Origin of the sequence: Thermosulfurimonas sp., assembly GCF_015491435.1 — a bacterium.
Taxonomy (GTDB): Bacteria; Desulfobacterota; Thermodesulfobacteria; order Thermodesulfobacteriales; family Thermodesulfobacteriaceae; genus Thermosulfurimonas_A.
The window spans coordinates 1-20327 of the sequence record NZ_WFVX01000128.1 but is presented as its reverse complement, the minus strand read 5'-3'; the positions used below and the strand labels follow the sequence as shown (position 1 = coordinate 20327).

Here is a 20327-nt window from a genome sequence, read left to right as displayed (position 1 = left end):
TTTCGAGGTTCCTCTGGCCCTGGAAAAGGAGAAGAATCTCACCGCCGAAATCCGGCTGAGACTTTCGGCCCGGGGGCAACTTCTGGATTATCAATGGATAAAGCACTCGGGTAATCCCCTTTTCGATCGGGCGGCCGAAGCGGCGATAAAGGCCGCGGCTCCCTATCCCGCCCCGGGTCAGCCCTGCACGGTAAGGGTGATCTTCACCCCCCGGGGCCTTTCCTAGGTTTCCTCCACCCGTTCTACCCGGCGGGCCTTCCCCTCGCTGCGGGGAAGATCTCCCTCCCGAAGGAGTTTTACCCGGGCGTGGAATCCGAGGAAATTGTAGATCTCCTCCTCCAGCCGCCGGGAGAGCCCCTCCTCCAGTTGTCGGCATTCCACCAGGATTTCCACGAAGTCCTTTCCAGCCTTTTTGCCTATCCGGATGAGATATTCCGGGGTGGTCTCCGGATGACGCATGAGGATTTCTTCGATCTGGCGGGGGTAGAAGTTTACCCCTTTGGCCTTGAGCATATCGTCGGTGCGTCCGCGGATACGATCCACCCGAAGCATGGTCCTCCCGCAGGAACAGCGTTCCCGGGAGATGATCCGGGTAATGTCTCGGGTGCGATAGCGGATAAGGGGCAACCCTTCCCGGGTCAGGGTGGTGACCACCATCTCGCCTTCCCTTCCATCGGGAAGCACCTCTCCAGTTTCGGGGTCCACGATCTCCACCAGGTAATGGTCCTCCCAGATGTGGATACCCTCATGAGCCCGACAATCTATGCCCAGCCCCACCCCACCGGTTTCGGTCATACCTATGATATCGAAGGTCTCGATGCCCATGGATTCCTCGATATACTTGCGGGTTTCGTCGCTCCAGACCTCGGCTCCGAAGATTCCCACCCGAAGCCGGGTCTCGCGAAAGTCAAACCCCTCCTTCCGGGCCACCTCAATGAGTCGGAGGGGATAAGAGGAGATGGCCGCCAGGGCGGTGGTGCCGAAATCGCGCATGAACTTGAGCTGCATGAGGGTGCGTCCCGGACCTATGGGCACCACAAAGCAACCGATCCTTTCCGCACCGTAATGGAACCCGAAACCCCCGTTAAAGAGCCCGAACCCCGGGGTGATCTGAAGTACATCCGCAGGGGTGAGGCCGGCGGCGGTCAAACATCGAGCCATGATTTCGGCCCATTGCTCTACGTCCGCCCGGGTGAAGGGGTTGATTACCGGGGTGCCGGTGGTCCCGGAGGACATGTGAAATCGGACCAGGGCTTCCTTCAGGGCACAGGCCAGCCCCAGGGGATAGGCCCGGCGCAGCTCGTCCTTGGTGATAAAGGGAAGTTCCCGGATCTGGGAGAGGTCGGTGAGGTCTTCAGGCCTGAGATCCCCGAATCTTTGGGCATAGCGGGGGTTGTGGTTGCGGATATGTTCCAGGGTTGTTCTTAGCCGTTTGAGTTGCAGTTTTTCCAGTTCCTCCCGGGGCATGGTTTCCAGACGCGCCTGATACATCTTACCTCCCCTGGGTTCGAGCCTTTTCCACGGTGCGCTTGAATCCTTCCCGGGAACGTTCAATGGTGGCTTCATCCACACAGAAGGCCAGACGAATGTGTCCCGGAGCCCCGAAGCCCCGCCCCGGAACCGCCAGGATCAGTTCTTCCTGAAGGAGGCGACAGAATTCCACGTCATCCCCCGGGGTGCGGGGGAAGACATAAAAGGCCCCCTCGGGACGGATGAATTCCAGACCGGCCTCCTCCAGGATGGAGCAGAGGAGATCTCTCCGGCGTTCATAAACGGAAACATCCACCAACGCGGTGGCGCATCGGGCCACCAGACGCTGGGCCAGGGCCGGGGCATTGACAAACCCCAGGATGCGGTTGGCCAGGATCAGGGCCGCAAGGACGGAATCCTTCTCCGGCATTTCCGGATGCACGGCCACAAAACCGATCCGTTCTCCGGGAAGGCTGAGTTCCTTGGAGAAGCTCCCCACCACCAGGCTTGCCGGGTAGTGTTGGAAGATAGAGGGGACCTTCCGGCCGTCGAAGACCAGATTCCGATAGGGTTCGTCCGAAACCAGATAGAGGGTTCGGTTCAGGGTCCGGCTTTTTTCCTGGAGGATCCGGCTCAGACCGGCGATATCCTCCTCGGGGTAAATGCGCCCGGTGGGATTGTGGGGAGAATTGATCAGTACCGCTTTGGTGCGCGGGCCTATGGCCTTCTCCAGGGCCTCCAGATCCAGGGAAAAATCCGGCCGGGTGGGGACCGGCCGGGGAACCCCCCGGTGGTTTTCCACATAGAACCCGTACTCTACAAAGAAGGGCGAGGGGAAGACCACCTCATCGCCGGGATCAAGCAGGGCCTTGAAGATAATATTAAGCCCTCCGGCAGCCCCGCAGGTGAGAATCACCTCCTCCGCGGAAACCGGCACCCCCTGCTCCCGGGTTATTTTTTCGGCCATGGCCTCACGGGCAAAGGGGAAGCCCGCATTGGGCATGTAGGCATGGAGCTCCGGTCTGTCCTCGGAGAGGAGTTCCCGCAGGGCCTGGCTCACCTCCGGAGGGGGAGGAACGTCGGGGTTGCCCAGACTGAAATCGCAGACCCGGTCCGCACCGTAACGGGCCTTGAGGCGGGCCCCCTCCTCGAACATCCTGCGGATCCAGGAGGCCCGTTCGAGATAGTCCTTTATTTGAGCGGCGATCATCGAGAACTCCTTTCGGGGCTGATTTTTACTACAAAACCAAGAAAAAATAAAGATGCGGGGATGGAGACCAGCCCGGCGGAAAAGGTTCGGAAGACCATCTCCGCCGGAAATAGCTCACCACCCCGATAGGCAGGGCAGAGATCAGCAGGGCCCAGGGGGAGAAGTCCTTGGGAGTCATCAGAGGGACCAGTACCGGGAAAAGAACTGCCGCGTTTCCCGCAGGTACTCACGAAAGGAAGCGGAGGGTTCGCCCCGGATCTCCACCCTCTTTTGGCCGGAAAGGACCTTGATCACCTCGGCCACGCTTTCGGCCAGCCCGGTAAGATCGTAGCCCCCCTCCAGGGTGAGGAGGATACGTCCCTCCGCGGTCTCCTCGGCGATTTCCTGAATCACTTCGGCCATGGCCCCGAATCCTTCGGCCGAAAGGCGCATTCCTCCCAGAGGGTCGTTGCGGTGGGGGTCAAAACCCGCGGAGACCAGGATTAATTCAGGCCGATATTGAAGGGCGATGGGACGGAGGATTTCCTTGAACACCGCCAGGTATTCCACATCCCCCTGACCGGCCGGAAGGGGAACGTTGACCGTAAAACCGGTGCCTTCTTCCCGCCCCACCTCCTCCATGCGGCCGGTGCCCGGATAGTAGGGGAACTGATGCAGGGAAAAATAAAGCACCTCCCGCCGGCGATAAAAGGCGTGTTGGGTGCCGTTTCCGTGATGGAGGTCCCAGTCCACGATGAGGATCCGGGAGAATTTGAGGACCCTCAGGGCGTAATGGGCGGCCAGAGCCACGTTGTTGAAGAGGCAAAACCCCATGGCCTGATCATACTCGGCATGATGCCCGGGAGGCCGCACCAGACAGAAGACCACCCGATAATTTTCCCGGAAGATCTCGTCCAGACCCTCGAACTGGGCTCCCACGGCGTGAAGAGCGGCCTCGAAGGAGTCCTCGGAGGTGGCGGTATCCGGGTCCAGTTGAACCGAGGCCTTTCCAGCGGTGGAGGCCACCCGTTCATAATGGGCCTCGCTGTGGTTCCACAGGATTTCCTCCCGCCGGGCCCGCCGGGGAGAAAGATATTCCACCAGGCCGGAGAGGTCCTCACGCTCCAGCCTCTCCCGGATGGCGGTTAATCTTTCCGGCCTTTCCGGATGAAAGGCCCCGGGTACATGCCGCAGAAAGATGGGGTCATACACCAGACCTATCTTCATCCTTGACCTCCTAGTGCAGGAAATAATTCTTTAATCCCTGCCACCATGTATTCTACCGCGATAACCGAAAGAAGAAGACCCATAATTCGCACCAGCAGATTGGCCCCGGTGTGTCCCAGAAAGCGAGCGATGCGCGAGGCCTGCGTAAAGATGAGGAAGGTGCTGGTCATGACCAGGGCACAGGCCAGAAGTACGATGAGCTTGGCCGGGAGGGATTCGCCGCCGGAAAGGACGATGACCGTGGTTATGGCCCCGGGGCCGGCCAGGATGGGGACCGCCAGGGGGACCAGGGCCACGTCTTCTCGCTGGCGGCTTTCCTCCTCTTCCGGAGGGGTGCTTTTGGTGCTTCGGGGTTTGGCCTGGAGCATATCCAGGGCAATGATGAAAAGGAGGGCCCCGCCGGCCACCCGGAACGAGCCCAGGGAGATCTGAAAGAAGGAAAGGATCCTCTCCCCCAGCAGGACAAAGACCGCCAGCACCAGGAAAGCCGCCACCACAGCCTTAAGGGCCGTGGCCCTTCTCTGGGATTCGCTTTCCCGGGCGGTGAGACTCAGGAAGAGGGGGATCCCTCCTATAGGGTCCACGATGATAAAGATGGCCACGAAGGTCTTGAAGAGGAGCTTAAGTTCGAGCACTTTTTACCCCGCGAAGATAGACCAGGGCCCCGGGCAGAGCCCCGGTCAGCACGGTGGAATAGACCAGGAGCCCCAGCAGCAGGGCCTTTTCCTGGGGAACCCCCCGGAGTCCCATAAAATAGACCAGGCTGCCCTCTCGCAGCCCCAGCCCTCCCAGGCTTACGGGAAGGGAGGAGAGAAATCCGGTAATGGGAACAATGACGAAGTACAGGCTCCAGGGAAGGCGGATATGGAGCCCCTGAGCCATCACCGCGAACTGAAAGACGTAAAGGACCTGAACCACCAGTCCGTAAAGGAATACCGCCCCCGCATCCGGCCAGACCAGAGGAGCAAGGCTCCGATTCCTCCGGAGGGAGGCCCAGAGGGAGATAACCCCGCCCCCGATCACCACCGCCAGGGCCCATACCTCCACGGTGAGACGGACATGCCGGGGGATAAACCCCCCGTAAAAGGGCAGAAAAAGGAGGAGCAGAAAACAGATGGCCATGAGACCGGCTCCCCGGTCCACCAGCACACTGAAGGAACTTTCCTTTAACCCGAATCCGTCCCGCACCAGATAGTATCCCCTTACCACATCGCCTCCCATGAAGCCGGGAAGAAAGGTATTCACATACATATTGAGGAGGTAGAGTTTCAGGAAATAGAGGTAAGGTTTCCGGAATCCCAGGGTCTTACAGATATAACGCCAGCGGGCCACACTGGCGGCCTGAAACAGGGCGTAAAATACCAGACCCGCCAGCCACCAGCCGGGGGGATAGTTCAGGAGGGCTTTTTTAAGAGCCGTCCAGTCGCTTCTTTGCAGCAGGTAGAAGATGATCCCGGCGCTTATCGCCAGGCGCAGGAGGAATCCGGCGGTTTTTTTCAAGGCAGGCTCTCCCTTACCGCGTAGATCTTGCGTCCGCTTCCCTCATAATAGCTGCGCACCAGGAGTTCAGCCAGAAGTCCGGTTCCCAGGAGGTTTACTCCGGTGATGATAAGCAGGGCACCGAGGAGCAGGAGGGGGCGCTGTCCGATCCGTTGGTGGTAGAAGATTTTGAGGATGGAGAGATAACTTTCGATGCAAAAGCCGCTTACAAACAGAAAGAGCCCCAGGAGCCCGAAGAAATGCAGCGGACGGGTGGCAAAACGCTGAAAAAAGAACATGAGCAGAAGATCCAGAAGCACCCGGTAGGTGCGGGAAAGACCGTACTTGCTTTGACCGAAACGGCGGGGATAATGCCGCACCGGGACCTCGGTGATGCGGGCCCCGCGCAGATCGGTAAGCACCGGAATAAAACGGTGCAGCTCCCCGTAGATGGGGATGCCCTGGATCACCTCCCGCCGGTAGGCCTTGAGGGTGCAGCCGTAATCGTGGATTCGCACCCCGGTGATCCTTCCGATAAGCCAGTTGGCCACCCGGGAGGGAATTTTTCGGGAAAGCCAGGGGTCCTGCCGGTCTTTGCGCCAGCCGGATACCACGTCGTACCCCTCCTCGAGCTTGGCCAGGAGCAGGGGGATGTCGGCGGGATCATTCTGGAGATCCGCATCCAGGGTGACGATGATCTTTCCCCGGGCGGCCTCGATGCCGCAGGTCAAAGCCGCGCTCTGGCCGAAATTACGGCGCAAAATAAACCCGCGCAGCCAGGGATAGCGCTTTACCGCCTGGCGCAATATTTCCGGGGTGCCATCGGTGGAACCGTCATCCACGATGATGACCTCCACCGGCCGCCCCAGCTCCGGGAGCACCTCCTCCAGACGGGCCAGTAGGCGCGGAAGGGCTTCCTCTTCATTATAAGCCGGAATGACCACCGATACTTCTGGTTCCATAGGTATTACCTTATACCGGAGAGAACCCCTTTCCTCAACCGAAGTCGCTCCGGAGATGGGCCAGAGGGAATTGACAGATTCGGTATCTGTTCTAACCTGAAACAAATTTTAAGAAGGAGGAAAGGCATGAAGAGTCTTAAGGGAACCCGGACGGAGAAGAATTTGCTTACCGCCTTTGCCGGGGAGTCGCAGGCCCGGAACCGTTATACTTATTTTGCCTCCCAGGCCAAGAAGGAAGGGTATCAACGCATTGCGGACATTTTCCTCGAGACCGCGGAACAGGAGAAGGAACACGCCAAGCGTCTTTTCAAGTTCCTAGAAGGGGGAGAGGTAGAGATCCAGGCGGCCTATCCGGCCGGAAAGATCGGAAACACCCTGGAAAACCTTCTGGCTGCGGCGGAGGGGGAGAATTACGAGCATTCCCAGATGTACCCCGAGTTCGCGAAGGTGGCCAGGGAGGAGGGGTTTCCGGAGATCGCCGCGGTGCTTGAGGCCATAGCCGAGGCGGAAAAGTTCCACGAGAAGCGTTACCGGGCCCTGGCCGAAAGGATCAAGGACGGCACCCTTTTTAAGCGCGAGGAACCCATCGTCTGGCGGTGCCGTAATTGTGGATATATTCACGTAGGGTCCGAGGCGCCGGAAAAGTGTCCGGCCTGCGCCCATCCCCGCGGCTACTTCGAGCCGGTATGCGAGAACTGGTAGAGCATTCTCGTCTTGACAGGTTCGGAGGGGGCGATTAAGCTAAAATCGTCCACCCTCCGGTGGGGCCGTAGCTCAGTTGGGAGAGCGCGTGAATGGCATTCACGAGGTCGTGGGTTCAAGTCCCACCGGCTCCACCAATTCTTTGGTAAGCCTCGCGGTAGATGCGGCGCAACATACAGTTGGTGTAGTGGGGCCGTGTGTTGTATCCCCTGCGCTTGTGTTCAAAGATGAAAAGAGATCCCCCTGCGTCCTGTGCGGACGCGGGGGTTTTATTTCTTATGCTGCTTTCTTGAGGACCTCGGGCTCGGAGGGAAAACTTTCCACTAGAAGCCTGGCGAGTTCCACCTTTTGGCTGGCGTTGTCTATGTCTATGCCCACCACGTTTCCGTGCTCGTCAAGGTCTAGGACCACGCCTTCGGCCACTTCCACGGCATCCACGCCGGGTTTTTCGGAAAGGTCAATGTAAAGGGAATCGGTTTCGGGATAATACCTGAGCCTCATAGTTTAAACCCCCTGTCGGGAAAGGCATTGTGGATGGTTGTTTTATTTATAGCTTAAATCTATCGCACCTACTCCACCATTTCCCTATCACGCTTTGCGGTAGATGCGGCGTAACATACGGTCAGTGTAGTGGGTCCACGTGTTGTATCCCCTGCGCTTGTGTTCAAAGATGAAAAGAGAGCCCCCTGCGTCCCGTGCGGACGCGGGGGTTTTATTTCGGAGGGGAGTTACCTCCTTTCTTCTTTCCGCCGTTTGTTAAACCCCTCCACAGCTTTTACCCTTCCCCGGTAGAGGATAAACCAGACGAAAATCTTTGTGTCTTCGTTAAGCTCGATGAAAAATTCTTTTCCGTCACCGGAGAGGATTATATCACTCCTCCATCACACGGCGGGTAGTCTTGTTCGGAATCCGGAGCCCCGGTTAAAAGAAATAGTAAAAGCTGGTCATGAAGCGGTTGAGGCGTCCGTCGTCGCCGTCGCTCTTGCGATAATCGCAATCAATGTACATATACTCCCCGCCCAGGGCGAATTCCCGGGTAAAACGGTAAAGGAAGTTGGCATAATACATCTGCTGCTGTAAGCGGGCTCCGGATACTCCCTTGAGATCCCCATCGTCGGGGTTATCTATCCCCCAGCCGAAATGGGTGACCAGTTTCGGGGTCCAGAAGATTTCCAGTTCCACCCAGCCACCGCGGGCGTCGATTTCATCCACGTCTTTAATCTTACCGCCGTTCGTGTATTTGGTGCGCAGGTCGGTGACGTAACGGCCATTGTCCAGGTAAAAACGGGTCCCCTGGTTCACCCCACCGGTGTAGTAACCGTCCAGGTTGGTCCCGGTCCAGATTTCGCCCAGGATAAAGGCCTTGCGAGCAAAGGAAAGGGGAAGCGGAACCTTAAGTTCCAGGCCCAGCGAATAGCTATCCGCATCCTCGGTGCCTTCCACGGTGTCATACTCTTCCTCGGAATAATGTCCCCACAGGGCTATTAAGGCCGGTTGCCCCAGGATTTTGGTGGTATAAGAGATGCGCCCTTCCAAGCCCGGATATCCGGCCCGGTCCGAGGGATCCTCATCCCATACGATCCCCTCCATCCGGGGGAAGGCGTAAGGTTTCTCCAGAGCGGCCTCGAATTTTAAACGCCCCCGGGAGAGATCAAACCATTTGGTGAGGCGTATCTGGGGCATTCGATAGCCGATGTTGCCCATAAAGGTCCCGGCAGGAAAGTTGGAAAGATGGGGGTAAAGCTGAGAAATGGTCAGCCAGTCAAGCCCGGCCAGCAACTGCCAGGTCCCTTTTTCCACCCCCACGAAAACCCGCCGGGCCCGAAGAGGGGAATGGTTTGGATTCCAGGGTAAGGTGTCCTCTTCGTTACTCTGGGTATAGAAATCCATTTCCAGCTTTCCGAAAAGGCGCCACCGGTGATAGTCCTTGTAAAGATTGAAACCGAACCGGCTGTGCCGGAAATTGATGGTAAAGGTGGAATCGGCCCCGTACTTGTGTCCGCCATGGAGGTTGTGTTCCGGCAGAACCCAAAGGACATATTCATCCCCCACGGCGTTGGCATCCTGCCAGACGGCATCTATCTTGAGAAAACCGTAAAAATCAACCCCGCTGGGCGAGGACCCGTAAGCCCCTTTGCTGAAAAAGCTGGGTTTCTTTGGAGGGTAAGAGACCCTGCTCGAAGGGCTGGAGGAAGGCGGAACCCTCTGGGCCTTGATCTGTTCCAGCTCCCTTTTGAGTTCGGCGTTTTCCTTTTTCAGTTCCTGCACCTCTTTGAGGAGCTGGTGCACCAGGGATCGCAGGTCCTCATCCCCGGAAGAGGCTCTGACTCCCTTTCCGACCCCCAACAGCATCGAGATCAGGACCAAAAAGACCCCTATCTTCTTCACCACCGACCTCCTTCTGGGGCTTTACTTCCTCATAGCAGAGGCTTTGAGGTGTGACAAGGCCTTACAAGCCGGTAAGGGCTATCTGCGACCTTACCGCCCGGGCGGAGGCCTCGAGGGCCTGTCTTTCCTCCTCGGTGAGGCTGAATTCCAGGATCCTTTCCAGGCCTTTGCGGCCCAGGACCACCGGCACACCGAGAAATACCTCCGAGAGGCCGAACTCCCCTTCCAGCCATACCGAACAGGTGAGGACCCGTTTCTGGTCCCGCAATATGGCTTCGGCCATCTCCGCAGCGGCCAGTCCGGGGGTGGTAAAGGCGCTTCCGGTCTTGAGATAGGAAACGATCTCCCCTCCGCCCTTCCGGGTGCGCTCCACGATCTCTTCTATTTTTTCCGGAGCGAGAAGTTCGGTCACCGGAATGCCGGCCACGTTGGCCAGTCTTACCAGGGGTAGCATGTGATCACCGTGGATGCCTATCACCAGGGCCTGGACATCGCGGGGGGATACCCCCAGGGCCTGAGCCAGAAAATACCGATACCGGGCCGAATCCAGCACCCCGGCCATTCCCAGGACCCGTTCCCGAGGGAACCCCGTAACCCGGAAGGCCACATAGACCATGGCGTCGATGGGATTGGTGACCACAATGAGGATGCTTTCGGGGGCGTATTTTCGCACCTCCTCGGCACAGGAACGAACGATCTCCATATTGGTGCGGAGGAGGTCCTCCCGGCTCATCCCGGGTTTGCGGGGGCGTCCGGCGGTGATGATCACCACCTCGGCCCCGGAAAGGGCGGAGAAATCCTCCGTTCCCAGGATTCTTCCGGTAAAGCCCTCCAGCGGGGCTCCCTGAGCCAGATCCAGGGCCTTTCCCCGCGCCAGGTCGGGCACGATATCCACCAGAACGATCTCCTCGGCCATTCTTTTGACCGCCGCCCAGTGGGCCACCGAGGTCCCCACCGCTCCGGCTCCGATAATGGCCAGCTTGCTCATGAGAGGCCTCCTTATCAACTGAATTGGGAAAGGATGTCCTCTACGTCCGTTTCCTCCGGGGTCTCCAGAGGGATGAATTCGGTCTGTTCCAGGCCTAATTCCACGTAAAAGGGAGCGTTTTCCTGGGTGCGAAAGGAGAGGCGCCGACACTGGGGCCGATCGATCATGGTATTGAGGAGCAGGGTTATGGTTTGATTGATGGCGATGGCCCGGGGCTGACTGTTGCGGGCGGTCAACCCGAACTGGGCTTCGATCTTGCGACGCATGGCCCCGATGATCTGGTTCACCGTTTCTCCGAGGAAATTTATTACCTCATCGGAGGTGTATTCCCGGGCCAGTTCCTCCTCGGGAAGCCCCATGAATTGCATGGCCCGACGATAGATCTCCAGGGCCGCCGCTCCGGAAAAATTCATGCAGAAGAGCCCGCTGTAATCTCCGGTAAATTCCACGAAGGCCCCCAGTTCGGGTTTGAGGCTTACCATGGGGATGCGCTGGATGGTGGGGGCGTAGCGAATCCGGGAACCGGTGGTCCCTTCCACCACCTCCTTTACCGCCTCGCAGGCGAGTTTGGCCACCAGGTTTACCGTGCTCAATCTCTTCTCCGCCATGGCTTGACTCCCTGATACCGATTATTATTTAGGCTCCTAACATAGAATTTCAGCTTCGACAACGAAGATGAGGGTCCGGATCGAAAAACTCGTTTTCGGCGGAGACGGACTGGCCCGACTACCCGAGGGCCGGGTGGTCTTCGTCCCGGGGGTGATCCCGGGCGAGGAGGTGGAGATCGAACTGGTCAGGGAACACCGGGATTATGCGGAAGCCCGGGTCCGGGAGATTCTTTCCCCCTCTCCGGAACGGGTGACCCCTCCCTGTCCCCATTACGGGGTCTGCGGGGGTTGCCAGTTTCAACATATCAGCTACCCCGCCCAGGTCCGGTGGAAGGAGGAAATGCTGCGGGAGACCCTGGAGCGTCTGGGGGGAATTCCCGGGGACCTGGTGGAGGGAGTGGTGCCCTCGCCGTCTCCCTTGCGTTATCGGAACCGTCTTCGTTTCCATGTGGAATCCGGCACCGGGAGGCTGGGTTTCGTAAAACGCAAGAGCCACGATCTGGTGCTGATCGAGGACTGTCTGCTGGGGGAAGAGCCCCTGGGGAGGGTGCTGGCTGCGTTTTCCCGGAGTGCGGCCTGGCGAAGGCTTCAGAGCTGGGCCAAGCGGGTGAAGCTGGAACTCTCCCCGGCCGAGGGCCTGGTTACCGTGCTCTTCTGGATCACGGTGGAACCCGATCCGGAAGACGTGCGGGATCTGGCCCGGGAGCTACCCGGGGTAAAGAGCGTCTTTTTCTGGACCCGGGGGCCCCGTCCCCGGGGTCCTTTCCCCGAGGAGGCCCCTCACCGGGGGCGTCGTCTCTTTCCGGTACCGAGTTCCCTTTTCCCCGGGGTGGAAGAGCCGCTTTATTTTGCCCGTCCGGGGGTGTTCACCCAGGCCAACTGGGAGATCAATCTCCGGATCATGGAATATCTGCGCCTCCGGGCCGGAGAGGTGGAGCGGGTTCTGGATCTTCACGCCGGAATGGGCAATTTTCTCTTTCCCCTGGCCTCGCAGGCTTCCGAGGCCCGGGGGGTGGATACCGACCCCGGCGCCATCGAGGACGGGCTCTATACCGCGGAATATCTGGGACTGACCCCCAGGGTGCGTCTGGAAAGGATCACCGCCACCGAAGCCCTGATCGAGACCTGGAAGGAGGCGGAAACCTATCCCCTGGTATTGCTCGATCCTCCCCGGGGAGGCTGCCGCGAACTCCTGCGCTATTTGCCGGAGGTGGCCCGGGATCGACTGATCTATATCTCCTGCGATCCTCCCACCCTGGCCCGCGATCTCAAACTCCTTCTGGACGCGGGTTATCGCCCCGAGGTCCTTAAGGGTTTCGATATGTTCCCCCAGACCTATCACCTGGAAGTGGTGGCCCTCCTTCGACGGCACCCCTAGCTTTCCTTACCCGTGGTTTCCTGTTTGAAGCCTCCGATCTGCCATTTTCTCGTTTTTTTGTATTCTTTTGTTTTCACCTTTAATGACTTCTGCGAGAAGGAAATTTAAATTTTCACTTCTTCTTTAATCCTATTCTTTCCGAAAACTAGAAAAAACTAGCTAATACTTGACATACCCTTAAACTATGAGATTATGAATTTAAAAAAGGCTTAAGGAGGCACATATGGGCAAAACGGGGTTTAAAGGGTGAAAACGGCGGAAGCCGTTGAGCGGGGTCTAAAACTACCATATTAAAGGAGGTGGATTATGAAAGTTTCGCGTCGAGATTTTCTGGTAACCTCGGGTATAATGGCCGGATTAATGGTAGGGGGTAAGTTTCTGGGGCGGGAAGCCTGGGCTTACAGTTACGGTTCGGAGTTCGAGTATGCGGAGCTTGATCCGGACGAGGTGGCCTGGGAGGCGTATCGGCACTACTTCAAGAAGTGGTGTTGTTCCACGGTGCTGGAGGGGCTGGTGAGTCAGCTGCGCAAGAAGGTAGGCGGTCCGTGGAAGGACTTTCCGGTGGATGCCTATCGCTGGGCCCACGGCGGGCTGGCCGGCTGGGGCGCCCTGTGCGGAACCCTGACCGGAGCGGGCATCGTGGCCGGGCTGGTAACCCGGGATACGGACACCGCCGAGGCCATCGTCAACGACATGGCCTTCTTCTATTCCTATACCCCTCTTCCCGAGTATCAGCCCCGGAAGATTCTCAAGGCCGAGATTCAGAACATGAGCGTGGCCGGGACCCCGGTGTGTCACATCTCCGTGGGCCGCTGGATGGCCGCCGAAGGGGTGGGGTTCCTTACGGACGAGCGGGCGGAGAGGTGTGCCCGGCTCTCCGCGGATGTGGCCAGGCAGGTAACCATCTATCTCAACGAATGGCTGCGGAACGGGAAGCGCTATACCCCGAAGAACCGGATCCTCTACAACCTGCTGCATAACGGCATTACCTCGCAGAACAACTGTATGGACTGTCACGGGCAGAATGTGCCGCATCCGGAAGAGACCTATGCTACCCTTAAAAAGTAAAATCGCTTCTTAAAGAAAGGAAGTTATCTTTAAGGGGAGCCTGTATAGGGCTCCCCTCTTAATTATTTTCCGAAAATGGAGATTTTTAGGGATTTAAAGGAAATATTTTCCAAAAAAACCTTGTTAATAGGCATTTTATTCCAAAATCTTGATTTGACAAAGGGAGCACTCGCTGCTAAGAAACCAATAAAATCGCAGGAGGAGGGGAGGGTGTATGAAAGAGCATTTTAAAAATGTCTATCGTACCCTATGTGTAGAGAACTGGTCCCCTTTGATAGGCGGCATTATGATCGCTTTCTTCGTTATCCTCCTGGAAATGTGGTATCGTCCCTGGGGTATCGTCGGTGGTTTGAGGAACTGGGCCGACTGGGTTTTTTACGGGTTAGGGCTTTATGAGGACGCTCCCCCCCATCCCTTATGGTTTTCCTCTTCGGTGCTTAATATAGGCTTTCTCTGGGGGGCCTTTATTTCCGCCACCCTGGCCCGGGAATTCAGTCTGCGGGTTCCGCCGGGGATAGAGTTCGTCAAGGCTATAGTGTCCGGTATTCTGATGGGAATAGGTGCGGCCCTGGCCATGGGGTGTAACATCGGTGGTATGTACATGGCCATCAACAATCTCGCGGCCAACGGTCTTCTGATGTGGATCGGTCTGGTGATCGGGGTCCGTTTTGCGGTGAAGTATCTCTACTGGGAGATCGAGCATCTTCCTTCCGGGGGTGGTTTCGAGATCAACCTTTCCAAGATCAATCCTCTGCTGGCCATTCTGGCCATTATCGGTCTGATCTGGGCGGGCAAGGCCTATTTCGGAAGTGAAAAGGATATGGGGGCCACCCTGGGAGGGTGTCTGATCCTCACCGCCGGTATCGGCTATGCCATGCACCGGAGCCGTCTCTGTATCGTGAACGCCCTGCGGGAGCCCTATATGTCCGGTGAGGCGACCATGGCCCGGGCGGTGATCGTGAGCCTCCTTCTTACCTCCATCGGGATTGCCATCATTAAGCTGGCCGGTATCCGCGACGAGATGGCCTATGTGACCCCCACCTTCGGTCTGGGGGCTCTGGTGGGAGGCATCATCTTCGGCTTCGGGATGACCGTGGCTGGAGGGTGCGGTTCCGGAAGCCTGTGGCGGGTGGCCGAGGGGCAGCTCAAGCTCTGGGTGGTGGCCATCTTCTTCGGTCTCTCCAACTCGCTGGTCCGTCACCTTTTCAGTGTGTACGAGATCCTTTATGTGAACGAGGATGGGGAGCTGGTGAGCAAGTGGCTGGGCAAAAGCGTGTTCCTCCCCGATTATCTGGGCTATGCTGGCACGATACTCCTGATCGCTGTCTTCCTCTTCATCTGGAGGGTGCTGGTGGACTGGAACGAGGAAACCAACCGCTTTGTATTGGAGTTATAAAATAAAAATCCAGTAAAGGAGGTTAGTTATGGGAGTAAATCTGGATGAAATCAAACCCGATCTCACCATCGATTGCAAAGGTCTTTCCTGTCCCATGCCCCTTCTTAAGACCAAGAAGGCCATTCAGAAGCTCCAGCCCGGGCAGATCCTGGAAATGCTGGGGACCGATCCGGGGTCCAAGAATGATCTCCCGGGGTGGTGCGAGCGGGCCGGACACGAGTTTTTAGGGGTTAAGGAAGATGCGGGATTTATGAGGTTTTATGTAAGAAAGGGCAAATAAAATTCGCAGGAGGTGTATCATGAGTAAAGATCCGGACAAGCTGGGAATTTTTGTAACCACTCCCCAGTACTGGGGACATCTTTTGAAGATTGTGGAGGCGGCCCAGCGGGCGGGCAAGAAGGTCAAGATCTTCTTCACCTTTAAGGCGGTGCATCTGACCAAGCAGCTCGAATTCCCCAAGCTGGTGCAGATGATCCCCGAGGCTGATCTGGCCATCTGTGCGGACAGCTACACCTGTGAGGGGTTCGATGTGGAGCTGGACATCCCCGGAGGGATGACCCCCAAGCAGATGCGTACCCAGGCCTATCACGGCGAGATTCTGGAAGAATGCGGGAAGTATCTGGTTCTCTAAAAATTCGGGAAGAAGGAGGTAGGAAATGTCTTTAAAGATATATTTTCTGATTGCCAATCGGCAGTATATCACCGATGGAATTCGTTCCACCCTGGGGCAGTCGGTGGAGAATCATTTTTCGCATGCCTGCATCTTCTATCAGAAGATGCCCCGTCTCACCGAATACGTGAAAGAGAACATGGAATGGATCCGGGACATGGAGGGAGATGTCTTTGCGGTGGTGGATACTATGGATGAAGAGGCCAAGAAATACAACGTGGAGGAGGCCGGCCTCACCCCCATCACTCTGGAGGAGCTGGCGCAGAAGCTTCGGGAGGCGGATGTGATCATCGGTTACGGTATGCCCAAGCAGAAACACGGCCCGCCTCCGGCCTGTGCGGACTAAGGTTTTTTCGAAATTCTAATTGAGGAGGGTAACGATGAAGATCCTACATGTATATAGAAACGAGCCCAACGAGGAGGTGAAGAAGCTGGTCTCCCTGCTCAACGAGGGAAACGAGGCCATGGAGTTTAACCTTTACGAGGCCAAGGAGGATGCCGACTACGATCGTCTGATCCAGATGATCTGGGAGGCGGACAAGACCATAAGCTGGTGGTAGAAAATAGAGGGGGGCGGAATCCCCGCCCCCCTTGCCTCTCCCAAACTATTTCATTTCCTAATCACTTCATAAACCCCCGGCAGGTGTCGATAGCGTTCGGCGTAATCCAGTCCGTAACCCACCAGGAATCCCCGCGGTATCTTAAAGGCTACGAAGTGTAAAGGCACGGAGACCTTCCGGCGCTCGCTTTTGTCGATAAAACAGCAAATCTTTACCGAGGACGGTCGGTGCATTTGGAGATGCTCCAGAAGATAGGCCAGGGTGTAGCCGGTATCCACGATGTCTTCCACGATGAGGACATCCTTGTCCTGAAGGGGTAGTTCCACGTCCTTGGTGATCTGGACCTCACCGCTGGAGGTGTCGGAGAAGCCGTAGCTTTTGAGGCGTACGAAATCCACCTCCACCCGGGGCAGAGACAGAGACCGCATCAGGTCGGCCAGGAATACAAAGGCCCCCTTGAGCACCCCCACCAATACCAGGGGTCTATCCCGGTAGTGTTGAGAGATCTCCTGCCCCAGTTCCCGGACGCGCCGGGCGATCTCCTCCGGGGAGAGCAGAAGCTTGAGTTCCTCGGACATGAGCTTCGACCTCCTTTAATTTTGGGAGCGACCCCTTTAAATTTAACCTCCTGCGATCCGGAGGCCAAAGAAGGGATCCTCCCGGAGTTACATATCCCGGGTGTAGGCGCGGAGGAGGACCGGGGTGGGAAAGGGGCCTTCGCCTCCCTGGGCCAGCCAGTCGCGCAGGAGAAGTTTGTGTTTATACATGGCCAGATCCGCCCGGTGCAGACATGATTCCAGGGTGTCCGTACCCAGGATGTCCGTGGCTCCGCAGGCCAGGTACTTTTCCAGGTCCTCGATCCGGATGGGGGTTCCGGCCAGTTCCAGCAGGAAAGGGGCCACCCGATCCAGGGAAGGGGCAGCCAGAAGGAGGATGAACTCGTCGCCCCCTATGCGTACCGGCATATCCACCCTTTTGGTCAGGGTCCGAAGACGATTGGCCACGCGGATCAGGACCTGATCCCCGGCCTGGTGACCGAAGCGGTGATTCACCTCCTTAAAACCGTAAATGTCCAGAAAGACCACCACGTATAATTCCTTCCCCTCGGTTATGCGCCGGATGACCTCTGGAAAGAAGATATTCAGGGCCCGGCGATTCCAGAGCCCGGTAAGGGGGTCGCGCAGAAGCTCTTCGCGCAGGTAATCCACCTGACGCTCCAGCTCCTCCAGGCGGTGCAGCAGTTCCTCCAGGGCCCCCAGACGCCCTTCCTGGGCCAGTTTGTCCCGGATATCCACGTGCAGGAGCAGCCAGTTGAGCACCTCCCGGGTCTCCCGGAGGATCTCCACCAGGGTGTTCTTTTTCTCCCCGGGAGAAAGGGGTTCGTACCTTCGGAACTCCTCCGCATAACGCGGGGGGAGGGGCAGTTGCTGTTCCCGAAAGGGGGAGAGAAAGGCGGCCCAGCAGGTGCGAAGACGATCGGCCTCCCTTTCCAGAAATTCGGAAAAAGCATCCGTAGGCATGTCTGCTACCGCTCGCTTCCGTTTATCCGCTTGGAGAAAGAGTATAGTTCACAAACGGTTCCAGTATAGTGGAAGAGGCTTCTCTTGCCAAGCTCAAACTTAGAGATTAATAAGATGGAACATGATAGAACTTCGCCCATCCAAAGAGGAATTCGTTTCTCTGGGGCAAACCTATTCCCTGATTCCGGTCTATACCGAGCTTCTGGTGGATCTGGAGACCCCTATTTCCCTCTTTTATAAGCTCTTTTCCGGTCATTACGGATTTCTGCTGGAAAGTCTGGAGGGAGGGGAAAAATGGGCCCGGTATAGTTTTATAGGCCTGCAGCCCTTTTTGATCTTTCGGGCCCGGGGGCGGAGGGTTACCCTGCTTGATCGCCACGGCGAGATCACCCGGGAGGTGGAGGATCCTCTGGAAGTCCTCAAACAGAAGGTCCTCGCCTATAGGGCCCCCCGTATTCCCGAGCTTCCGCGCTTTTTCGGAGGGGCGGTGGGGTTTCTGGCCTATGATGTGGTTCGTTTCATTGAGCGACTGCCGGATCTGGCCCCGGATACCGCGGATTTCTCCCATCTGCATTTCATGTTTCCGGAGATCCTTCTGGCCTACGATCGGGTCCGGCACGTCTTACAGGTGATTTACAACGTGAGGGTGGAGCCCGGGGAATCGCTGGAGGCCCTTTACGAGCGGGCCCGGGCGGAGATCGGAGCGGTGGTCTCCCGCATCCGGGGGCCGCTTCTTTATCCTCCCCCCACCCGGGCCGGGGAGGCCACGGAGCTTTCCCCGGAGATGGAAAAAGAGCGCTTCAAGGAAATGGTGCGTCGGGCCAAGGAGTATATCGCCGCCGGGGATGTCATTCAGGTGGTGCTTTCCCAGAGGTTTTCCGGACGATCCCATCTTCCTCCCTTTGCTCTCTATCGGGCTCTGCGCAAGATCAACCCCTCGCCCTATCTTTTCTTTCTGCGCCTGGCGGACGAGACCCTGATCGGTTCTTCCCCGGAGATCCTGGTGCGGGTGGAGGAGGGGCGGGTGGAGACCCGTCCCATTGCCGGCACCCGTCCGCGGGGGCAAGACGAAACCGAAGATGCGGAGCTGGCCCGGGATCTTTTGCGCGATCCCAAGGAAAGGGCCGAACATCTCATGCTGGTGGATCTGGGGCGGAACGACATCGGGCGGGTATGCACCTACGGCAGCGTGGAGGTCTATGATCTCATGGTGATCGAGCGTTATTCCCATGTCATGCACCTGGTTTCCGGGGTGAGGGGGGAGCTTGCTCCGGGACGGGACATGTTCGATGTCTTCCGGGCCGCCTTCCCTGCGGGGACGGTCTCCGGGGCTCCCAAGATCCGGGCCATGGAGATCATCGAGGAGCTTGAGCCGGTGAAGCGGGGCCCTTATGCCGGAGCGGTGGGTTATTTCGGGTTTTCCGGGAACATGGATCTGTGTATCACCATTCGGACCCTCTTCCAGAAGGGGGATCGGCTTTATCTCCAGGCCGGGGCCGGAATAGTGGCCGATTCGGATCCGGAACGGGAGTACGAGGAAACCCTGAACAAGGCCCGGGGTATGATGCAGGCCCTGGAGCTGGTGAGGAAGGGGGTGGTCTAGGAATGCGGCTCCTGGTGATAGACAATTACGATTCCTTCACCTATAACCTGGTGCAGCTCCTGGGGGTGATGCTGGAAAAGCTCTTTCCGGAGGGAGAGATCCTGGTTTACCGGAACGACGAGATCACCGTGTCCCAGGCCGAGGGGCTGCGCCCCACCCACGTGGTTATTTCCCCCGGCCCCTGCACCCCGCAGAAGGCCGGCATTTCCGTGGAGTTGATCCGGGTGCTGGCCGGTCGGGTGCCCATCCTGGGGGTCTGTCTGGGGCACCAATGTATCGGCGAGGCCTTCGGGGGGAGGATCGTTTCGGCCCGAAGACTCATGCACGGCAAGACCTCGCAGATCACCCACGACGGCAGGGGGGTCTTTCAGGGGCTGCCCTCCCCCTTTGAGGCCATGCGTTATCACTCGCTGGCCATCGAGGAGGCCAGTCTCCCCCCGGAGCTTACGATCACCGCCCGGGCCGAGGACGGGGAGATAATGGGGGTACGCCACCGGGAATATCCGGTGGAGGGAGTCCAGTTCCATCCGGAATCCATAGGGACCTCGCTTGAGGCCTGGAAGCGGCTGAGCAAACCCCCGCGCGAGTGGGATTTTAATTCGGACGATCTTCCCGAGGGGGTGCGGATCCTGCGGAATTTTCTCCGTTTCCCTCCAGGAAGAGTTTGAGCCGGATCTTTTTATATTCCCGAAGGGTTCGCAGGGCCAGGAAGTCCGAAAGGGCATAGCGACGGGAGATCTCCCGGAGTCGGTCTTCTATCCCTCGGGGGGCATGGAGCATGGTATAGAGATTGTAGGGCCATCGGGGGTAAGAGACCCTTTCGTAGCAGTGGGTGATCCCGGGTTCCCGGGCGAGGGCCCGGCCGATTTCCTCCACCCGGGCTTCGGGTACGCGCCAGGCCACCATGATGTTTTCCCGGAAACCGGCCCGATGGTGGCGCACCAGACCGGCGAACCGGCGCATGACCCCCTTGCGGAGCATCTCCTCGATCCAGGCCAGGAGTTCCTCCTCGCTGACCTCGGCCCGGCGAGCCACCTCCCGAAAGGGGCGGGGAACCAGGGGCAGGGGTTCCTGGGTGGCCCGTACCAGTTTTACGGTGCGGGGATGGGGGTTCTGGG

Annotated in this window: 24 protein-coding genes and 1 tRNA gene; 12 read left to right on the top strand and 13 right to left on the bottom strand. The window is 58.0% G+C overall.

The features are described 5' to 3' along the window. On the top strand, nt 1-226 hold a 226-nt coding region (locus tag F8J34_RS05935), incomplete at its 5' end, for a TonB family protein (protein ID WP_297057139.1). On the opposite strand, the gene F8J34_RS05930 is transcribed toward F8J34_RS05935, so the two are convergent. The 6 genes from F8J34_RS05930 to F8J34_RS05905 all read right to left on the bottom strand — a co-directional run bounded on the left by F8J34_RS05930 (nt 223) and on the right by F8J34_RS05905 (nt 6327). Further along, nucleotides 223-1491 (bottom strand): phenylacetate--CoA ligase, encoded by a 1269-nt coding sequence (locus F8J34_RS05930; RefSeq protein WP_297057137.1) that lies wholly within the window; start codon nt 1489-1491, stop codon nt 223-225. The genes F8J34_RS05935 and F8J34_RS05930 overlap by 4 nt on opposite strands. A gap of 1 nt (nt 1492) precedes the next feature. After that, complete coding sequence (locus F8J34_RS05925) at nt 1493-2680, bottom strand: pyridoxal phosphate-dependent aminotransferase (RefSeq protein ID WP_297057135.1); 1188 nt, start codon at nt 2678-2680, stop codon at nt 1493-1495. Nucleotides 2681-2857: 177 nt separating this feature from the next. After that, on the bottom strand, nt 2858-3886 hold the full coding sequence (locus F8J34_RS05920; RefSeq protein WP_297057133.1) for a histone deacetylase: 1029 nt from the start codon (nt 3884-3886) through the stop codon (nt 2858-2860). Then, nucleotides 3883-4521 (bottom strand): MarC family protein, encoded by a 639-nt coding sequence (locus F8J34_RS05915; RefSeq protein ID WP_297057131.1) that lies wholly within the window; start codon nt 4519-4521, stop codon nt 3883-3885. The genes F8J34_RS05920 and F8J34_RS05915 overlap by 4 nt, the downstream gene beginning before the upstream one ends. Beyond that, a complete protein-coding gene (locus F8J34_RS05910; protein WP_297057130.1) occupies nt 4508-5386 on the bottom strand; it encodes a lysylphosphatidylglycerol synthase transmembrane domain-containing protein in 879 nt (292 codons plus the stop codon). The genes F8J34_RS05915 and F8J34_RS05910 overlap by 14 nt, the downstream gene beginning before the upstream one ends. Continuing rightward, complete coding sequence (locus F8J34_RS05905; RefSeq protein WP_297057129.1) at nt 5383-6327, bottom strand: glycosyltransferase family 2 protein; 945 nt, start codon at nt 6325-6327, stop codon at nt 5383-5385. Before F8J34_RS05905 ends, F8J34_RS05910 begins: the two co-directional genes overlap by 4 nt. A gap of 126 nt (nt 6328-6453) precedes the next feature. On the opposite strand from F8J34_RS05905, the gene rbr reads away from it, so the two are divergent. Together rbr and F8J34_RS05895 are read left to right on the top strand one after the other, a co-directional pair. Continuing rightward, a complete protein-coding gene (gene rbr / locus F8J34_RS05900) occupies nt 6454-7029 on the top strand; it encodes a rubrerythrin (RefSeq protein WP_297057127.1) in 576 nt (191 codons plus the stop codon). Nucleotides 7030-7090: 61 nt separating this feature from the next. Continuing rightward, nucleotides 7091-7166, top strand: a tRNA-Ala gene (locus tag F8J34_RS05895). A gap of 139 nt (nt 7167-7305) precedes the next feature. Here F8J34_RS05895 and F8J34_RS05890 read toward each other — a convergent pair. The 4 genes from F8J34_RS05890 to F8J34_RS05875 all read right to left on the bottom strand — a co-directional run bounded on the left by F8J34_RS05890 (nt 7306) and on the right by F8J34_RS05875 (nt 11013). Continuing rightward, entirely contained in the window at nt 7306-7530 is a 225-nt protein-coding gene (locus tag F8J34_RS05890) for a DUF2283 domain-containing protein (protein ID WP_297057125.1), read from the bottom strand. Between the two features lie 420 nt (nt 7531-7950). Continuing rightward, nucleotides 7951-9417 (bottom strand): bZIP transcription factor, encoded by a 1467-nt coding sequence (locus F8J34_RS05885; RefSeq protein WP_297057123.1) that lies wholly within the window; start codon nt 9415-9417, stop codon nt 7951-7953. Nucleotides 9418-9478: 61 nt separating this feature from the next. After that, nucleotides 9479-10405, bottom strand: coding sequence for a malate dehydrogenase (mdh, locus tag F8J34_RS05880; RefSeq protein WP_297057121.1), 927 nt, complete (start codon nt 10403-10405; stop codon nt 9479-9481). A gap of 14 nt (nt 10406-10419) precedes the next feature. Next, a complete protein-coding gene (locus F8J34_RS05875) occupies nt 10420-11013 on the bottom strand; it encodes a DUF3334 family protein (RefSeq protein WP_297057119.1) in 594 nt (197 codons plus the stop codon). 67 nt (nt 11014-11080) lie between these two features. Here F8J34_RS05875 and F8J34_RS05870 point away from each other — a divergent pair, with 67 nt between their 5' ends. From F8J34_RS05870 to F8J34_RS05840, 7 genes are all read left to right on the top strand, one after another. After that, on the top strand, nt 11081-12391 hold the full coding sequence (locus F8J34_RS05870; protein ID WP_297057117.1) for a class I SAM-dependent RNA methyltransferase: 1311 nt from the start codon (nt 11081-11083) through the stop codon (nt 12389-12391). A 306-nt stretch (nt 12392-12697) separates the two neighbouring features. Further along, nucleotides 12698-13459, top strand: a complete 762-nt coding sequence (locus tag F8J34_RS05865; protein WP_297057115.1) for a twin-arginine translocation signal domain-containing protein — start codon at nt 12698-12700, stop codon at nt 13457-13459. Between the two features lie 214 nt (nt 13460-13673). Beyond that, a complete protein-coding gene (locus tag F8J34_RS05860) occupies nt 13674-14855 on the top strand; it encodes a YeeE/YedE thiosulfate transporter family protein (RefSeq protein ID WP_297057113.1) in 1182 nt (393 codons plus the stop codon). A gap of 28 nt (nt 14856-14883) precedes the next feature. Continuing rightward, entirely contained in the window at nt 14884-15135 is a 252-nt protein-coding gene (locus F8J34_RS05855; protein WP_297057112.1) for a sulfurtransferase TusA family protein, read from the top strand. Between the two features lie 19 nt (nt 15136-15154). Next, nucleotides 15155-15487 (top strand): hypothetical protein, encoded by a 333-nt coding sequence (locus F8J34_RS05850; protein ID WP_297057109.1) that lies wholly within the window; start codon nt 15155-15157, stop codon nt 15485-15487. A gap of 25 nt (nt 15488-15512) precedes the next feature. Next, complete coding sequence (locus F8J34_RS05845) at nt 15513-15872, top strand: hypothetical protein (RefSeq protein WP_297057107.1); 360 nt, start codon at nt 15513-15515, stop codon at nt 15870-15872. 34 nt (nt 15873-15906) lie between these two features. Beyond that, entirely contained in the window at nt 15907-16086 is a 180-nt protein-coding gene (locus F8J34_RS05840) for a hypothetical protein (protein WP_297057105.1), read from the top strand. A gap of 50 nt (nt 16087-16136) precedes the next feature. On the opposite strand, the gene hpt is transcribed toward F8J34_RS05840, so the two are convergent. Together hpt and F8J34_RS05830 are read right to left on the bottom strand one after the other, a co-directional pair. Next, nucleotides 16137-16664: a hypoxanthine phosphoribosyltransferase gene (gene hpt / locus F8J34_RS05835; protein WP_297057104.1), complete on the bottom strand. Its 528-nt coding sequence runs from the start codon at nt 16662-16664 to the stop codon at nt 16137-16139. A gap of 87 nt (nt 16665-16751) precedes the next feature. After that, nucleotides 16752-17606, bottom strand: coding sequence for a GGDEF domain-containing protein (locus F8J34_RS05830; RefSeq protein ID WP_297057102.1), 855 nt, complete (start codon nt 17604-17606; stop codon nt 16752-16754). A gap of 121 nt (nt 17607-17727) precedes the next feature. Here F8J34_RS05830 and trpE point away from each other — a divergent pair, with 121 nt between their 5' ends. Together trpE and F8J34_RS05820 are read left to right on the top strand one after the other, a co-directional pair. Beyond that, complete coding sequence (trpE, locus tag F8J34_RS05825) at nt 17728-19209, top strand: anthranilate synthase component I (protein ID WP_297057100.1); 1482 nt, start codon at nt 17728-17730, stop codon at nt 19207-19209. Nucleotides 19210-19211: 2 nt separating this feature from the next. After that, the gene (locus F8J34_RS05820; protein ID WP_297057098.1) at nt 19212-19877 is read left to right on the top strand and encodes an aminodeoxychorismate/anthranilate synthase component II; all 666 of its coding nucleotides are present in this window, start codon (nt 19212-19214) and stop codon (nt 19875-19877) included. On the opposite strand, the gene F8J34_RS05815 is transcribed toward F8J34_RS05820, so the two are convergent. Continuing rightward, nucleotides 19804-20327: hypothetical protein (locus F8J34_RS05815; protein WP_297057096.1), on the bottom strand; the 524-nt coding region annotated here is incomplete at its 5' end. The two genes, F8J34_RS05820 and F8J34_RS05815, sit on opposite strands and share 74 nt — an antisense overlap.

Coding starts and splice junctions, on each gene's coding strand:
- F8J34_RS05930 (WP_297057137.1), bottom strand. CDS start 1,491: ATGTATCAGGCGCGTCTGGAAACCATGCCCCGGGAGGAACTGGAAAAA.
- F8J34_RS05925 (WP_297057135.1), bottom strand. CDS start 2,680: ATGATCGCCGCTCAAATAAAGGACTATCTCGAACGGGCCTCCTGGATC.
- F8J34_RS05920 (WP_297057133.1), bottom strand. CDS start 3,886: ATGAAGATAGGTCTGGTGTATGACCCCATCTTTCTGCGGCATGTACCC.
- F8J34_RS05905 (WP_297057129.1), bottom strand. CDS start 6,327: ATGGAACCAGAAGTATCGGTGGTCATTCCGGCTTATAATGAAGAGGAA.
- rbr (WP_297057127.1), top strand. CDS start 6,454: ATGAAGAGTCTTAAGGGAACCCGGACGGAGAAGAATTTGCTTACCGCC.
- F8J34_RS05890 (WP_297057125.1), bottom strand. CDS start 7,530: ATGAGGCTCAGGTATTATCCCGAAACCGATTCCCTTTACATTGACCTT.
- mdh (WP_297057121.1), bottom strand. CDS start 10,405: ATGAGCAAGCTGGCCATTATCGGAGCCGGAGCGGTGGGGACCTCGGTG.
- F8J34_RS05875 (WP_297057119.1), bottom strand. CDS start 11,013: ATGGCGGAGAAGAGATTGAGCACGGTAAACCTGGTGGCCAAACTCGCC.
- F8J34_RS05870 (WP_297057117.1), top strand. CDS start 11,081: ATGAGGGTCCGGATCGAAAAACTCGTTTTCGGCGGAGACGGACTGGCC.
- F8J34_RS05865 (WP_297057115.1), top strand. CDS start 12,698: ATGAAAGTTTCGCGTCGAGATTTTCTGGTAACCTCGGGTATAATGGCC.
- F8J34_RS05860 (WP_297057113.1), top strand. CDS start 13,674: ATGAAAGAGCATTTTAAAAATGTCTATCGTACCCTATGTGTAGAGAAC.
- F8J34_RS05855 (WP_297057112.1), top strand. CDS start 14,884: ATGGGAGTAAATCTGGATGAAATCAAACCCGATCTCACCATCGATTGC.
- F8J34_RS05850 (WP_297057109.1), top strand. CDS start 15,155: ATGAGTAAAGATCCGGACAAGCTGGGAATTTTTGTAACCACTCCCCAG.
- F8J34_RS05845 (WP_297057107.1), top strand. CDS start 15,513: ATGTCTTTAAAGATATATTTTCTGATTGCCAATCGGCAGTATATCACC.
- F8J34_RS05840 (WP_297057105.1), top strand. CDS start 15,907: ATGAAGATCCTACATGTATATAGAAACGAGCCCAACGAGGAGGTGAAG.
- hpt (WP_297057104.1), bottom strand. CDS start 16,664: ATGTCCGAGGAACTCAAGCTTCTGCTCTCCCCGGAGGAGATCGCCCGG.
- F8J34_RS05830 (WP_297057102.1), bottom strand. CDS start 17,606: ATGCCTACGGATGCTTTTTCCGAATTTCTGGAAAGGGAGGCCGATCGT.
- trpE (WP_297057100.1), top strand. CDS start 17,728: ATGATAGAACTTCGCCCATCCAAAGAGGAATTCGTTTCTCTGGGGCAA.
- F8J34_RS05820 (WP_297057098.1), top strand. CDS start 19,212: ATGCGGCTCCTGGTGATAGACAATTACGATTCCTTCACCTATAACCTG.